A 14,923-nucleotide genomic window follows, 5' to 3' on the forward strand; every position below is an offset into this window, starting at 1 on the left:
GCGGGTCAGAACCGCTCGGGGATCGTGCGCAGCCGCAGGCCGATCCCGGCGAGCAGCAGCGCGACCCCGAGGGCGAGGAACAGGCGGGCGTCGATCCCGGTGTCCGCCAGGCGCTGCGGGCGGTTGGCCGTGTCCTGCGGCACGTCCTGCAGGTCGCCCACCGCGGGCGGCGCGGTGATGTCGGGCGTGATCTGGGGCTCGTCGGTGAGCGTCGAGCCCGGATCGGCCTGGGGCTCGGGATCCGGCGCCTGCGTCGTCGTGCCACCGCCCTGGGTCTGCCCGGTGGTCTCGCCGAACGGATCCTGGTACTGCTCGTCGCCCGCGCTCTGGCCCAGCGCGACCGCCGGGGCGGTCAGCAGGCACAGCAGGCACAGGAGCAGGGTGAGGGGTCGCATCGGACGCACGCAGCAGGGCATTCTAGGGACGGGGTCGGTCTTCCTCCTTCCCGGACGCCGTCCTGCAGACACGTGGGACGGGGCACCCGGGCTCTGCGCTACCGTCGCGCGGTGCCGACGGCACCCCCCGACACCACCCCCCGCCACATCCTGCTCCTGACGGACCGGGACTGGGCGCACCCGCAGGGCGGCGGGACCGGCACGAACCTCTTCGGGCAGGTGTCGCGCTGGATCGCCTGGGGCCACCGGGTCACCGTGATCGCTGGCGCGTTCCCGGGCGGCGCCGCGGTCGAGCGGCCCCACGAGCGGCTGGAGATCCACCGCATCGGCAGCCGCCTGACGGTCTTTCCCGGCGCGGCGTGGCGGACCCTGCGCGGGGTCGGTGCGGACGCCGACGTGTGCCTGGAGGTCGTCAACGGGATCGCGTTCTTCACGCCGCTGTGGTGGTGGCTGCGGATGCCGCGCGTGACGCTCGTGCACCACGTGCACGCCGACCACTACGTCGCGGAGCTCGGGCGCCGCGGCCGGGTCGCGGCGCTGCTGCTCGAGGCGCTGCCGCTGCGCACGCTCTACCGGCCGTCCCCGTTCCTGACGATCTCACGGTCCGCCCGCGACGACCTCGTCGCGCTCGGCGTGCCCGGCGAGCAGGTCCACGTCGCGCACCTCGGGGTCGACGCCCCGCCCGACCCGCCGTCGGTCGACGCGGCGCAGCCGACGCTCCTGTACCTCGGCCGGCTGAAGGCCTACAAGCGGATCGAGCACGTCCTCGACGTCCTCGAGGCGATCCCCGCGGCGCGACTGGACCTCGCCGGCGAGGGTGACCACCGCGAGGCGCTCGAGGCGGAGATCGCGGCCCGCGGCCTGACCGACCGCGTGACGCTGCACGGGCACGTCGACGAGGAGCGCAAGTGGGAGCTCTACGGGCGGGCCTGGGTGAACCTCACCGCCTCCAGCGCCGAGGGCTGGTGCCTGACGGTCATGGAGGCGGCGTCGTGCGGGACCCCGAGCGCGGCGCTGCGCGTCGGCGGGCTGCCCGAGTCGATCGTCGACGGCGAGACCGGCGTCCTGGCCGACACGCCGCAGGAGCTCGCCGCCGCCGTGCGCGACCTCGTCGCCGACCCGGCCCGGCGCCGCGCCCAGGGGGACGCCGCGCGCGAGCGCGCCGCGACGTTCACGTGGGACGCGACCGCCGCCGAGAACCTCACCGTGCTCGAGGCCGCCACCACCGCGCCGCGCCCGCGGCTGCGCGACGCGCTCGCCCGCTCCGGGACCGGTGCGGCGGCCGGGCTCGCCGGTGCGACGCTCGCCAACAACGCGATCCAGCTGCTGTTCACGATCGTGGTGACGCGCCTGCTGGGCACCGACGGGTACGGCGCACTCGCCGCGATCATCGGCGTGTTCCTGATCCTGCTCGTCGGCGGCCAGTCGGTGCAGGCGGCCGCCGCCCGCGAGACCGCGCTCGGCGCGCTCGGCGACCGCCAGCTGCTGCGCACCACGCTGCGCGCCTGGACCGGACGGCTGCTGCTGGCCACCGCGGTCCTCGCGCTGGTCGGGGTGCTCGTCCGCGAGCCGCTCGCGACGCTGACCGGCACGCCGGAGCACCCGTGGGCGGTCGCCGCCATCCCCGCGACCGGTGCGCTGTGGATGCTGCTGTCGCTCCAGCGCGGCGTGCTGCAGGGCCTGCACGCGTATGGGCCCGTCGCGCGCAGCCTCGTGCTCGAGGCGGTCGGACGGCTCGTCACGGGCGTCCTGCTCGTGCTGCTCGGCGCCGGGGTCGCCGGAGCGTTCCTCGGCACCCCGCTGACGATCGCGATCACGGTCGGCGCGCTGTGGCTGGCGATCGAGCGGCGCCTCTCCGACGACCGGGCCGCCGCGACCCCGGCGGTGCCGGACGCGCAGGCGATCCGCACGCTCGGGCGGCTGGTCTCGGGCGGCTGGGTGCCGATCTTCGGCCTGCTGCTGCTCGCGGTGCTGCAGAACGTCGACGTGATCATCGCCCGGCACGAGCTCGACGCCGACCGGGCGGGCGCCTACGCGATCGCCGCGGTGGCGGCCAAGAGCGTCGTGTGGGTGGCGATCGGGGTCGGCCTGCAGCTGCTGCCCGACGCGACACGCCGCCACGCCGCGGGCGAGGACCCGCGGCCCGTGCTCGTGCGGTCGCTGACCGTGCTCGTGGCCGTCGCGGCCCCGGCGCTGCTGATCTTCGCGCTCGTGCCCGAGCTGCTGCTGACGCTCGCGTTCGGCCCGGACGGCGCCGACGGCGCCGACGCGCTGCTGCTGCTCGGCGTCGCCATGACGCTCCTGGCCGTCGCGTACCTGACCGTGCAGTACATGCTCGCGCTGCGCGCCACGCGGTTCCTGTGGGTCCTCGCGGTCGTCGCGGTCGCCGAGGTCCTCGTGCTCTTCACCGGGGACTTCGGGATCGTGACGTTCGCGTCGATCGTGCTCGGCGTCCAGGTGCTCGCCGCCGCGGGCGTGCTCGCGCTGGGGCTGCGGATCGTGCCGCGCGGCGGTCCCCGGACCCCGGTCGCGACGTGAGCGACACGGACGACACGGGCGCGCTGCGCGACGCGGACGCGGCGCTCGCCGCCGTCGCCGAGGTCGACGGCTGGATGACCGACGCCCAGGGCCGGCGGCTGCACGCGTGCGCCCGCGCGCTGGCGCCCGGGGCGACGATCGTCGAGATCGGCTCGTTCCGCGGGCGCTCCGCGATCGTGCTCGCGCTCGCGGCGCCCGCCGGGACCCGGATCGTGTGCATCGACCCGCACGCGGGCTCCGACCGCGGCCCACAGGAGTTCGCGCCCGACGCGGAGCTCGGCGACGCGGACACCGCCGCGTTCGCCGCGAACCTCGCGGCGGCCGGGGTCGCGGACCGCGTGGAGCACGTCCGCGCGTTCTCCGACGCGCCCGCCGCGTTCGCCGCGGTCCCCGGGCCGGTCGAGCTCCTCTACGTGGACGGCGCGCACCGCTACGGCCCCGCGCTCGCGGACCTCACCGACTGGGGCGCGCGCGTCGCGCCGGGCGGCACGCTGCTGGTCCACGACACGTTCTCCTCGGTCGGGGTGACGCTCGCGACGCTGCGGCGGCTGCTGCCCGACCCCGCCTGGTCCTACGCGGGTCGCGACGGCTCGCTGGCACGCTGGGTGCGCACCGCGGGCGGACCGCCCTCGTGGGCCGCGCGGGCGGCCGACGCCGCCCGGGTGCTCGGACAGCTGCCGTGGTTCGCGCGCAACGTGCTGCTCAAGGCGGTGCTGCTCGCGCGGCTGCGCCCGCTGGCCCGGCTGCTCGGCCACGGCCCCGCCGACGGGCCGTGGCCGTACTGACCGCTCAGGCGGCCGCGGGCACGGTGGGCGTCGCCGGCTCCTGCTGGTCCTCCTGCCCCGGGTGGGCGGGCAGGTAGCGGGCGACGAGCACCGCACCGACGACCGCGACCCCGGCGGCGACGAGGCAGCCCGCCTGCAGGCCGTCGAGGAAGCCGTCCTGGGCGACGGCCAGCACGGTCGCGTCCCCGGTCGCGCGCGCGACCGCGCCGGCTGCGCCGAGCGACTCCTGCGCGGTCGAGACGATCCCGTCGGGCAGGCCCGAGGAGGCGAGCGCGTCGCGGTAGAACGAGAGCGCGACGCTGCCGATGACCGCGACGCCGAGCGTCCCGCCGAGCTCGCGGGTCGCGTCGTTGACGGCGGAGCCGATCCCCGCCTTGGCGGCCGGGACGACCCCCATGATCGCCTCGGTGGCCGGCGCCGAGGTCAGGCCCATGCCGGCCCCGACCATGACCATCTGCAGCGCGATCGCGAGGTAGCCGGTGTCGCTCTGGACCGTGGAGATCCAGACGTAGCCGCCGGCGAGCAGCAGCAGCCCGGTCGTGACGACCGCCTTGGCCCCCAGACGGACGGCGAGCGCGGTGCCGACGACCGAGGTGACCGCGACCGCGAGCGCGACGGGAATCTGCCGCAGGCCGGCCTCGAGGACCCCGTACTGGAGGATGAACTGGAAGTACTGGGTGACGAGGAAGATGAACCCGAAGAGCGCGAAGAACGCGAACGTGACGGCACCCGAGGCGGCGGTGAAGCGGAGGTTCGCGAACAGCCGCACGTCGAGCATGGGGTCGTCGGTGCGCCGCTCCCACCAGGTGAACGTGGCGAGGATCGCGACCGCGACGGCGAAGCCGGTGAGCGACGTGCCGGAGCCCCAGCCACGCTCGGGCGCCTCGATGATCGTGTAGACGAGCGCGCCGAGGCCGGCGGTGCTGAGGGTCAGGCCGACGAGGTCCAGCCGCGGGGTCGTCGGGTCGGCGCTCGTGGGCACGAGCGCGAGCGCGAGCACGATCGTCACGGCGGCCAGCCCGGCGCAGAGGACGAACGTGGAGCCCCACCAGAACTGCTCCAGCAGCGCGCCGCCGACGATCGGGCCGAGCGCGATCGAGATGCCGGTCGAGGCGCCCCAGAGGCCGATCGCCTGGGCCCGCTCGCGCCGGTCGGGGAAGACGTTGGAGATGATCGACAGCGTCGTCGGGAAGACCATCGCGGCGCCGATGCCGGCGACGACGCGGAAGGCGACGAGCACGTCGGGCGAGCCGGCCCAGGCGCTCGCGAGGTTCGCGGCGAGGTAGACGGCGAGGCCGGCGACGAGCGCGCCACGCCGCCCGAAGCGGTCGCTGAGCGAGCCCATCGCGAGGACGAGCGCGGCGAAGGCGAGGTTGTAGCCGTCGACGATCCAGAGGAGGTCGCGGGTGGAGGCGTCGAGCTCGGCGACGAGGGTCGGGAGCGCGATGTTCGTGATCGTGGTCGCGAGGTTGATCGTGAACACCGCGAGGCAGAGGACGGCCAGGACGGCCCGGGGCGAGGAGGACGTGCGCATGAGTTGAGAAAATAAAGTGCTTAGTGGATGAATGCAAGCGTCCGCGCTAGGATCCGTCCATGCGCTCCTACGGCCAGTACTGCGCGGCGGCCCGTGCGCTCGACGTCGTGGGCGACCGCTGGTCGCTGCTGATCGTGCGTGAGCTGCTCCTGCGCGACTGCCGCTTCGCCGACCTGCGCACCGGCCTCCCGGGCATCGCGACGAACCTCCTGACCGACCGCCTGCGCGCCCTCGAGGGCGCCGGCGTGCTCGAGCGCCACGCCGCCCCGCCCCCGGTCGCCACCGTGCTCTACCGCCTGACCGACCGTGGCCGCGCGCTTGAGGGCGTGCTCGCCGAGCTGGCGCTCTGGGGCGTCGCCGACATGGCCCGCGGCGCCGAGGGCGACGTCGTCTGCGGCCACTGGGTGGCGCTCGCCGCCCCCGTGATGTTCCGCGGCGCCGACCTCGCCGCGCTCGCCCCGCTCACCGTCGCGCTGGACGCGGAGGGCACCGCGATCACCCTGACCGTCGAGCCCGACGGCATCCGGGCCGCGCTCGGCGCCCCCGAGGGTCCCGCCGACGTCCACCTCGCCGGCACGATGCACGCCGTCATGGGCACGCTCCTGGGCGCCCCCGGGGCCGAGGGCCTCGCGCAGGTCGACGGGGACCGCGAGGCGCTGCGCCGGCTCGCCGCGCGCAGCACCGCGCCGCTGGGCCTGCGGGGCTAGCCGGCGTCGTCGGCGCGGCGCAGGCGCCGGTCCGCCCGCAGCCAGCGCACGAGCGCGAGCAGCAGCAGCGCGACCGCCCCCGTCGCCACCCAGTGCGCGGCGATGTGGTGGACCGCGTAGCCGTAGTCGTAGCCGCCAGGGTCGTCCGCGCCCCCCAGGACGTGCGCGACCGGCACGCCGACCAGCAGCAGCAGCCCGGCCCAGAGCACGAGCGTGCGGTTGGCCACGCCGCGCCACAGCACGAACGCCACCACCGGTCCGAGCACCGCCCCCGCCCGCAGCGCGAACAGCGCGCCCAGCACGCCCGACGCGACCAGGCCCATCGCCAGCGCGCGCAGGAGCCCCCAGCGGGCCGGCCGGTCGGCGCCCACGTCCAGCGGCCCTGGCGGTGCGGTCACCGGGTCGCGCTGGCGGACCCGCTCGCCGCGGCGCAGGAGCAGGTAGGCGAGCAGCAGGAGGATCGCGATCGCGCTGACGACGTACCCGCCGGTCAGCGCGCGCTGCGGCCCGAAGGAGAGCGCCACGCGCTCGCAGCCCGGCTCGACCGGCCAGGCGTTGGCGTAGCCCTGCAGCGGCACCGGGCGCCCGAGGTCGCGGCCGTCGCAGCTGGCCCGCCAGCCGGCCGCGTAGGACTCCCCGTAGACGAGCCAGGACGGCTCGCGCACGTCCACGCGCACGCCGTCACGACGGCCCTCCCCCGGCGTCCCGGCGGCGAGGACCCGACCGCCCGCGCCCGGCAGCACGAGACTCTCCGGCGGGGCCGAGAACAGGCGCAGCCGGTCGGCGCGGAACGCGCCCGTCCCGGTGTCCCGCAGCAGCGTGCGGTCGGCGGGCAGCGACAGCGGTCCGCAGCCCTCGGCGCGCAGCGGCAGGCCGGCGTCGAAGCGCCGCAGGTCCTGGGCGGGCACGCGCAGCCGCAGCGTGCGGCCCGCGGCACGCAGGACCACCGCCCCGCACGGCGCGGCCGCGCGACCGCTGCGGGGCGCCGGGACCGGCTCGACGCCCGCGCCGCGCAGCTCGCCGATCCCGACGGCGCGGCGCTGCCGCAGCCGCGCCGGGGTGCCGGCCGGGAACGCGGCCTCGAGGACCTCCAGGCGGAAGCGGCGCCCGGCCAGCGGGGCGGCGAGCCGCACGAAGCCGTCCGCGCGCACGGCGACCGGGGCGCTCACGCCCCGCTCGGAGCGCAGGCGCACGCGGGTCGGGCGGCGCACGCGGACCGCGGGCGGCACGAGCCGCAGGCGGCGCAGCGTCGCGACCTGCGGCGTGCGCCAGGACAGCCAGGCCGGGCGGCCCGCGATCCACTGGCCGATCCAGGCGCGCGCGGTCCCGCCGTCGAACGCCCCGGACGCCCGGTGCCGGGGCCGGCCCTCCAGACGCGAGGCGGAGCGGGCGACGAGCCGGGCGGCGGCCGGGCTCACGAGCCCGTCGAGCACGTCGTCCGGGGTCTTCGGATCGACGCTCACCCAGGCCTCGGCGCCGTAGCGACGCGCCGTCGGCGGGTGGATCGTGCGCTCCAGCCGCGGCTCGGGGTCGCGCGCGTCGGCGAGCAGCCCGGCCTGCGCCGGACCCGCCAGGCGACCCCGGACCGCGGGGGCGTCGGCCGTCGTGCGCTGCAGCAGGTAGGTGAGCGGGCTGCCGGACAGGTCCTCGGAGCGCAGCGCCTGCTCGAGCACGACCGGCGGCCGCAGCGTCTCCCGCACGCGCACCCCGGGGATCCGCAGCTCGCGGATCCCGCCGCCGCCGGCGGTCGCGCGCTCGGGCCGGCGCATCGAGGCGATCCGCACCGACAGCCGCCGCACCTTCTCGAGCCCGACGCGCAGCGTGTTCCAGCCCGGCCGGACCGCGAAGCGGCGCCCACCGACCTCGACCGCGGTGACCGTGCCGCGACTGTCGCCGTAGGGGTACAGCTCGATCGTCCCGACGTCGCGCGGCTCAGGGAACGTGACGTCGAGGTGGCGGCGGCTCTCGGCGAGGAAGCGGTCGGCCAGCCACGCGGTCCCGAGGTCCCCGTCGAGCGCCGCCGCCGGGCGGTGCTCGGGGAACTGCGTGACCTGCGGGCTGTACGGAGCGCTCACCGCGACCGCGCCGCGGCCGCGCAGGACCGCGACGGTCTGGGCGGCGGGCCGGTCGCCGTCACCGGAGAACGGGTCCAGGCGGGTGCCGTCCTCGCTGACGTCGCGGTCGGCCGGCAGCGTGGGTCCGACGTTGCCGCGCAGGCGCGCGCTGACGAACGCGCGGCGCCGCACGCCGTCGGCGATGACGAAGCCCGCCCCGTCGCGGACCGCGGCGGCGAGCGTCTCGCCGTCGAGGTCGGGGGCGTAGGCGAGCGGCCGATCGGGGCGCAGGTCGCCGAACGCGGCGAGGTCCATGACCCCCTGCGCGCCGCCGTCGACGATCGTCATCGGGGCGCGCGGGACGACGCGCACGATCCCGCCGGTCCGCGCCGGGCGCAGCTCCAGCGGCGCGCGGCGTACCGGACCGGCGAGCCGCGCGGCGGCGGCCGGCAGCAGCTGCGGCGTGCCGAACGTCTCGCGGCGCACGCCGGAGACCGGCCGCTCCCCCGCGATCCCCGCGCCGCCGCCGAGCGCCGGGTCGATCTCGGGGGCGCCCAGGCCCGTGTCCAGACCGGTCGCGGCGAGGCCGCCGCCGGTGGCGTCGGGCTGCGTGCCGAGCACGCGCGCGACCTCGGCGGGACCGAGCTCGCCGCTGCGCGAGCGGTCGCCGTCGGTGGCGAGGACGACCTGGCCGACGCCGAGCAGGTCCAGCAGCGGCGCCAGCTGCCCGGGCACGAGCCGCTCCTGGTTGACGAGCGCATCGACGCCCCACTGCAGCTCGGTGGCGCGCGAGTCGGAGAACGGCACGATGTAGCGGTTGGCGACCGGGTGGTCGGTGAGCGCGGGCAGGACCGCGTCGATCGTCTGCCCCCAGCGGTAGCTCGCGAACAGCTGGCCGGGCAGCAGCAGCGCGCGGGTGTTCGGGTCCGCGTCGTCGAGCCGGTCGGCCGCCTGCTGCCACCAGGACGGGACGTCGTAGGCGAGCTGGCGGTCGGGGGCCCGCCCGCTCGTCAGCGGCCAGGCGGCGACCGCGACGACCCCGGCGAGCGCGACGGTCCCGAGCGCCCGCAGCCGTGGCCGTCCGGCCGCGCGGGCCCAGGCCCACGCGAGGCCCATGCCGCCGAGGGCGGCGAGCGCCAGCGCCACGAGCGGTCCCGCCTTGTAGGTCGTGCGCAGGAACCGCACGGCCTCGACCTGGTTGTAGGTGAACGTCGCCGCGCGGCGCAGCGGCGAGCCCTCGGGGAAGCCGACCGCCATGATCAGCAGCCCGACGGTCAGCAGCAGCACGAAGAACGGGGCGTACCGGGCGCGCCACGAGACGCGCAGGCCGAGCACCACGAGCGCGGGCACGAGCATGCTCGCCAGCACCACCGGCAGGGAGAACAGGTACGCGGGCCCGTGGGTGGCGAACGGGCGCAGCTCGCCGCCGAAGCCGACGCCGATGTAGCTCGTCCAGAAGCCCAGGAGCCGGAACGACTCCGCCAGCGACGTCGTCCCCCAGATCGTCCCCGGCTGCTCGGTGAACGGCAGGAAGTCGAACCCCTGGGAGGCGTGCACGGCGAGCGGGACGACCCACCAGGCGCCCGCCAGCGCGCCGGTGAGGACCGTGCGGCCGAGCCACGGCACGAGCGCGGCGCGCGGGACGCCACCCCAGCCGAGCTCGTAGAGCACCAGCAGCGCGGGCGCGACGAGCACCCAGCCGGTCACCGCCGCGTTGACGCCGCCGCCGGTGCTCGTCAGGACCAGCGCGAAGGCGGCGGGCCACCACCAGCCGCGCGGGTCGCGCAGGCCGCGGTGCACGCACAGCAGCAGCCACGGCAGCGCCGCGTAGGCGAGCAGCGCGACGCTCGTGCGGTCGGCGTACACGGTGACGTACGGGTTGACGACGTAGAGCACGCCCGCGCCGACGTGCAGCGCCGAGTAGCCGTGTTCCGCGTGCCCGGGGACGAGCACGCGCAGCAGCCGCAGGATCCCGTAGGCGGCGACCGCCAGCAGCGTGCCGAGCCAGAGCCGGTGCACGACCCAGTCGGGCAGTCCGAGCGCCTCGCCGGCGGCGAAGAACGGGCCCATCGGGAAGAGGTAGCCGCCGTACTGGCCGGCCCAGACGTGGCCGAGTCCGGCGGTCGGCGTCCACGCGCTCGCGACGTCCCCGAGGAACCGGGCCGCGTCGAGCTGCAGGTGCACCTTCGTGTCGGCGATCGTCTCCCCCGGCCGCTGCACGAGCGCGAGCAGGTACGCGCCCAGGACGAGGCCCAGGGGGGCCGCGTGGGGGCCGATCCGGCGGCCCGCGCGGGCCCGCAGCTGCACGATCGTCGAACGCACCAGGCGCGGAGGGTACGCTGACGCGCCGATGCGTTCGCCGTCACCCGCCGTCCCGGCCCTCGGCCTCCTGCGCGGTGGGCTGCTGGCCGGACCGGTGGTGCTCGCGTTCTTCTCCGGCGGGTTCTTCGACGGTCCACGTCTCTGGGCATTGGCGGGCTGCTGGGCGCTCGTCGTCGCCGCGGCGGTGCTCGCGCCCGCCCCGCTGCCGCGCCGACGCGCGGGCCTGCTGGCGGTCGCCGGACTCGGGCTGCTCGTCGCCTGGACGGGGGTCTCACGGGCCTGGGCGCCGCTGGACGACCCCGCCGGCGACGACCTCGAGCGCACGCTCCTGTACCTCGGGGCGCTGCTCGCCGCCGCGATGCTGCTCGGCCGCCGGCGCGACGCCCGGACGGCCGAGCTCGCCGTCGGGGGCGGCGCGCTGCTCGTGACGCTCTACGGGCTGTCCGGCCGGCTCGTGCCGTGGCTCGTCGAGCAGTCCGCGTCGGTCAGCGCCGGCGGCCGGCTGGAGCAGCCGCTCACCTACTGGAACGCGCAGGGCGCGCTCGCGGCGATCGGCGCGGTCGTCGCGGTGCGGGTGGCCGGGGACCGCACGCGGCCCGACGCGCTGCGCGCCGCGGCCGGCGCCGCGGCGGCCCCCCTGGCGGCGGGCGTCTACCTGAGCTTCTCGCGCGGCGCGGTGCTCGCCCTGGGGTGCGGGCTGCTCGTCCTGCTGGCGTGCGCCCCGACGTTCGGACAGCTGCGCGCGCTCGGGGTCGCGGCGCTGACCAGCGTGCCGCTGCTGGTGGCGTCCGCGCTCTCCGACGCGGTCCGCGCCCTGGAGGGCGATGCGGGGACCCGGGACGCGCAGGGCGCGATCGTCCTCGCGGTGCTGCTCGGGTGCGTCGTGGCGGCCGCGCTGCTCACCGCGACGGTCGCGCGGCGCGAGGCCGCCGACGGCGCGCGGTCGGGCCGGCTGCCGCTGCCCGGGCGGGGGCTCGGCGCCGCGGTCGCGGTGCTGTGCGTCGTCGCGGTCGTCGTGCCGGTCGTCGTCGCGCCGGGCGGCCCGCAGGATCCGGCGTTCGGCGCGCAGACCCAGCGGTTCACCGACGTGGGCTCCAACCGCGACCGCTACTGGGACGTGGCCCTGCGCGCGTTCGCCGACCATCCCGTCGCCGGGGTCGGCAGCGGCGGCTTCGCGGTCGAGTGGCAGCGCGAGCGCGACGTGCCCGACCCGGTCCGCGACGCGCACTCGCTGCCGCTGGAGACCGCGGCGGAGCTCGGGCTCGTCGGGCTGCTCGCGCTCGCGCTGTTCGTCGTGGGCGTCGCCCGCTGCGCCCGCACGGTGCAACGCGAGGACCCGGCGCTCGCCGCGGGCGCGTGCGCCGCGCTGACCGTGTGGGCGGTCCACGCCTGCCTGGACTGGGACTGGGAGATGCCCGCGCTGACCCTGCCGGTGCTGCTCCTCACCGGCAGCCTGATCGCCCGTGCGGACCGCGCCGAGCCGCGGCCGGTCGCGTCGCGCTGACACCGCCGCGGTCCCGGCCTATGCTCTGGCCCGCATGGATCGCGCCGCCGTCCCCCCGCGCTTCCCGCACCTCGACGGGGTGCGCGCCATCGCCGCGCTCAGCGTCCTGGGCGTCCACACCGCGGGGCTGACGACGTTCACGACGAGCAACGACCTGCTCGGCCCGCTGACCGCCCGGCTGAACGTCGGCGTGGCGATCTTCTTCGTCCTCTCGGGCTTCCTGCTCTACCGGCCGTTCGTCGCCGCCCGGCTCGCCGATCGTGACGCGCCGCAGATCGGCGGCTACCTGCGACGGCGCGCGCTGCGGATCGTCCCCGCCTACTGGCTGGCGCTGACGCTGCTGGCGATCTGGCCGGGCCTGAACGGCGTCTTCACGAAGGACTGGTGGGTCTACTACGGGTTCGCGCAGAACCTGCGCGGAGGCTGGATCCTCCAGGGCATCGGGCCGGCGTGGACGCTGCACGTCGAGATCACCTTCTACGCGCTGCTGCCGTTCCTGGCGCTCGGCGCGGCCCGGTGGCTGCGTGGCCGTCCGGTGGAGCGGCAGCTGTGGCCGGAGCTCGCGGCGATCGCCGTGCTCGGCCTGCTGTCGCTGGCGCTGCGCGCGTGGCGGTCGGTCGCCGGGTCGCCCACCGAGGTCGGGGCGAACATCCTCCCCCAGCTGTTCCTGTGGTTCGCGCTCGGGCTCGCGCTCGCGGTCGTCAGCGCGCACGTCGCCGACCGACCGGTCGGTCGGCGGCCCGGCTGGGTGCGGTTCGTCGGCGCGCACCCCGGGGTGCCCTGGGCGGGAGCGGTCGCGGTGCTGCTGCTGTCCACGCAGGTGGGCCTGCCGATCCTGCCGCTGGCCGACTACGACACCTACGAGCTGCTGTGCGAGCACGTCCTCTACGCGCTGATCGCGGTACTCGTCGTGCTGCCCGCGGCGATCGGCACCGACGGGGGCGGGCGCGTGCGCGCGCTGCTGGCATCCCGGCCGCTGGTGTGGCTCGGCCTCGTCTCCTACGGCGTGTACCTGTGGCACCTGCCGCTGGGCGAGGAGATCAACGCCCGGCTCGGGCCGCGCGTCGCGGACCTCGGCTTCCCGATCATCACGCTGGCCGTGCTGGCCGCGTCGCTGGTTGCCGCGACCCTCTCCTACACGCTGGTCGAGCGGCCGCTCATGCGCCGCTTCCGGGGCTCCCCGGCGCCGCGGGCGGCGGAGCGCCCGGCACCGGTCCCCGCGGGTTGAGCGCGCGGGCGCGCTCGCGCTGCACCTGCGCCTCCTCCGGGCGGCCGCGGGCCTCGAGGACCTCGGCGAGCGCGGTGCGGGCCGCGAACGCCTCCGGGTCGCGGTCGACCGCGGTCGCGGCGAGCCGCTGGGCGCCCGCGAACGCCCCGATGCGCACGAGCGCCCGCGCGGACAGGGCCAGCGCCTCGCTGCCGCGGCAGTGGTCGACGACGTCGGCGGCGAGCGCGCGGCCGCCGTCGGGCAGCGGCTCGGGCTGCGGGGCGAGCGCCGCCCCGAACGCGGCGCCGCGCGCGTCGTCGCAGGACCGCACGTCGGCGCCGCGCTGCAACGCGAAGACGACGACGGTGACGCCCGCGAGGACGAGGAGGAGCCGCAGCGCGGTCACGGGTCGGGATCGTAGCCGCGGCGCAGCAGCACCACGAAGCTCGGGTCGCGGGCGACCTCGCGGTAGTCGCGGGCGATGACGCGGTCCAGGACGTCGGCGCCGTCGAGGCGCCCGCCCCCGTTGGGCTCGTCGCGGCGGGCCGCGGGCGCGATCCAGCGCACGACCCACGGCGTGCGGGTGCGGGCGAGGTCGCGGGCGATCTCCTCCTGCACGTCGCGGTCGGTGACCACGCCGGGCTGGACGACGTCGTAGCGGGAGGGGTTGGGCCGCCCCAGCAGGACGTTCAGCAGCGGCGCGCCGAAGCGCACGCGGGCGTAGCGCGGCGGCGCGACCAGCACCGGACCCGGGACCGCGCGGACCGTGCGTGCGACGAACGCCGCGCCGCGGGCGAACGCGGCGTCGGCCCGGACCCCGTCGGCGGCGGGGCCGGGCAGCGCGACGAGGTCCCCGGGGTGCAGCAGCCGTCCCGCCTGCCGCTCGGCGCCGTGCAGCGCGACGAGCGCGCAGACGGCGAGGCACGCGGCACGCACCCCGCGCCGGTCGCTGCGCGCGCCGACGACCCCGGCCAGCGCGGCGAGCGCGAGCGCCAGGCCCAGGAGGTGGAACTCGTCGGTGCGGGCCAGCAGGTAGGCCAGGCCGCCGGCCACGAGCGGCGCGAGCGCCCACGCCTCCCGTCCCGCGCCACCCCGGCGGACCGCGAACCAGGCGCCCGCGCCGGCGGTCGCCGCGACGAGCAGGGCCGGGTAGGCGGCCTCCAGCAGCTTGTTCGGGTCGGGGAACGCGTCGGCGACGGCGAACGGGAACGGCAGACGCTGCAGGTCCTGGATGCCCAGGAACCCGGCGGTCTGGTCGACCAGCTCCGCCGGGGCGAGCAGCGCGAACGGCAGCACGCCCATGGCCGCGACCGCGCCGGCGGCCGGCAGCGCGCGGCGGGCGGGCGCCCCGCCCAGCACGATCCCGGCGGCCGCCGCGAGTCCGATCTCGGGCCGCCACAGGCCGGCGAGACCCGCCAGGGCCCCGGCGAGGCCGGGCCGCTGCCGGCGGGCGGCGAGCAGCGCTCCGAGCGCGAGCGCGAGCGCCGGCGGCCCGGGTCCCGCGTTCGCCGGCCAGGCCAGCGCGCCCGCGGCGGCGAGCCCCGCCGCGAGCGGCCAGCCCAGGACACGCGGATGGTCCTGCCCCTGCTCGGGCTCGACGAGGCGGGCGACGAGCAGCACGACGGCGACGTCCAGGACGAGCCGCGCGATCCGCCAGGCCAGCAGCGACGGGCCGGTCACCCAGGTCAGCGCGCCGAGCGCCAGCGCCTGCCCGGGACCGTAGTTCCACCAGAAGTCCCGGTAGGGCAGCTGCCCGTCGGCGACGCGGTCGGCGGCCGCGAGGACGAGCCCCTCGTCGTGCGGGCCCGCCTCGAGCAGCAGCGTGCAGCCCGACAGCAGCAGCGCCGCCCCGGCCAGCAGCAGATTGCGACGCACGG

At 77.3% G+C, this 14,923-nt stretch carries 10 protein-coding genes; 5 read left to right on the forward strand and 5 right to left on the reverse strand.

Annotated elements, in window-relative coordinates; genetic code table 11:
* Positions 1–5: 5 nt before the first annotated feature.
* Positions 6–404 (reverse strand): hypothetical protein, encoded by a 399-nt coding sequence (locus C7Y72_RS23390; RefSeq protein ID WP_158276871.1) that lies wholly within the window; start codon positions 402–404, stop codon positions 6–8.
* Between the two features lie 102 nt (positions 405–506).
* Here C7Y72_RS23390 and C7Y72_RS14490 point away from each other — a divergent pair, with 102 nt between their 5' ends.
* Both C7Y72_RS14490 and C7Y72_RS14495 read left to right on the forward strand, forming a co-directional pair.
* Positions 507–2,933 (forward strand): glycosyltransferase, encoded by a 2,427-nt coding sequence (locus C7Y72_RS14490; protein ID WP_107569913.1) that lies wholly within the window; start codon positions 507–509, stop codon positions 2,931–2,933.
* Positions 2,930–3,718: a class I SAM-dependent methyltransferase gene (locus C7Y72_RS14495; protein WP_199223976.1), complete on the forward strand. Its 789-nt coding sequence runs from the start codon at positions 2,930–2,932 to the stop codon at positions 3,716–3,718. Before C7Y72_RS14490 ends, C7Y72_RS14495 begins: the two co-directional genes overlap by 4 nt.
* A gap of 4 nt (positions 3,719–3,722) precedes the next feature.
* On the opposite strand, the gene C7Y72_RS14500 is transcribed toward C7Y72_RS14495, so the two are convergent.
* On the reverse strand, positions 3,723–5,252 hold the full coding sequence (locus C7Y72_RS14500) for an MFS transporter (RefSeq protein WP_107569914.1): 1,530 nt from the start codon (positions 5,250–5,252) through the stop codon (positions 3,723–3,725).
* Positions 5,253–5,311: 59 nt separating this feature from the next.
* Here C7Y72_RS14500 and C7Y72_RS23775 point away from each other — a divergent pair, with 59 nt between their 5' ends.
* The gene (locus C7Y72_RS23775; RefSeq protein WP_199223977.1) at positions 5,312–5,959 is read left to right on the forward strand and encodes a winged helix-turn-helix transcriptional regulator; all 648 of its coding nucleotides are present in this window, start codon (positions 5,312–5,314) and stop codon (positions 5,957–5,959) included.
* Here C7Y72_RS23775 and C7Y72_RS14510 read toward each other — a convergent pair.
* A complete protein-coding gene (locus C7Y72_RS14510) occupies positions 5,956–10,335 on the reverse strand; it encodes an alpha-(1->3)-arabinofuranosyltransferase domain-containing protein (RefSeq protein WP_146175395.1) in 4,380 nt (1,459 codons plus the stop codon). The two genes, C7Y72_RS23775 and C7Y72_RS14510, sit on opposite strands and share 4 nt — an antisense overlap.
* Positions 10,336–10,363: 28 nt before the next feature.
* On the opposite strand from C7Y72_RS14510, the gene C7Y72_RS14515 reads away from it, so the two are divergent.
* Together C7Y72_RS14515 and C7Y72_RS14520 are read left to right on the forward strand one after the other, a co-directional pair.
* The gene (locus C7Y72_RS14515) at positions 10,364–11,839 is read left to right on the forward strand and encodes an O-antigen ligase family protein (RefSeq protein WP_107570370.1); all 1,476 of its coding nucleotides are present in this window, start codon (positions 10,364–10,366) and stop codon (positions 11,837–11,839) included.
* 34 nt (positions 11,840–11,873) lie between these two features.
* Entirely contained in the window at positions 11,874–13,067 is a 1,194-nt protein-coding gene (locus C7Y72_RS14520; protein WP_107569916.1) for an acyltransferase family protein, read from the forward strand.
* Here the strand turns inward: C7Y72_RS14520 and C7Y72_RS14525 are convergent.
* Together C7Y72_RS14525 and C7Y72_RS14530 are read right to left on the reverse strand one after the other, a co-directional pair.
* Positions 12,997–13,452: a hypothetical protein gene (locus tag C7Y72_RS14525; RefSeq protein WP_107569917.1), complete on the reverse strand. Its 456-nt coding sequence runs from the start codon at positions 13,450–13,452 to the stop codon at positions 12,997–12,999. The two genes, C7Y72_RS14520 and C7Y72_RS14525, sit on opposite strands and share 71 nt — an antisense overlap.
* The gene (locus C7Y72_RS14530) at positions 13,449–14,921 is read right to left on the reverse strand and encodes a glycosyltransferase 87 family protein (RefSeq protein WP_158276872.1); all 1,473 of its coding nucleotides are present in this window, start codon (positions 14,919–14,921) and stop codon (positions 13,449–13,451) included. The genes C7Y72_RS14525 and C7Y72_RS14530 overlap by 4 nt, the downstream gene beginning before the upstream one ends.
* Positions 14,922–14,923: the final 2 nt, after the last annotated feature.

This window comes from Paraconexibacter algicola (genome assembly GCF_003044185.1).
In the GTDB taxonomy this organism is placed as follows: domain Bacteria; phylum Actinomycetota; class Thermoleophilia; order Solirubrobacterales; family Solirubrobacteraceae; genus Paraconexibacter; species Paraconexibacter algicola.

Excerpts from the sequence above, each read along its gene's own strand:
- C7Y72_RS14500 (WP_107569914.1), bottom strand. The coding sequence starts at position 5,252 with ATGCGCACGTCCTCCTCGCCCCGGGCCGTCCTGGCCGTCCTCTGCCTC.
- C7Y72_RS14515 (WP_107570370.1), top strand. The coding sequence starts at position 10,364 with ATGCGTTCGCCGTCACCCGCCGTCCCGGCCCTCGGCCTCCTGCGCGGT.
- C7Y72_RS14520 (WP_107569916.1), top strand. The coding sequence starts at position 11,874 with ATGGATCGCGCCGCCGTCCCCCCGCGCTTCCCGCACCTCGACGGGGTG.
- C7Y72_RS23775 (WP_199223977.1), top strand. The coding sequence starts at position 5,312 with ATGCGCTCCTACGGCCAGTACTGCGCGGCGGCCCGTGCGCTCGACGTC.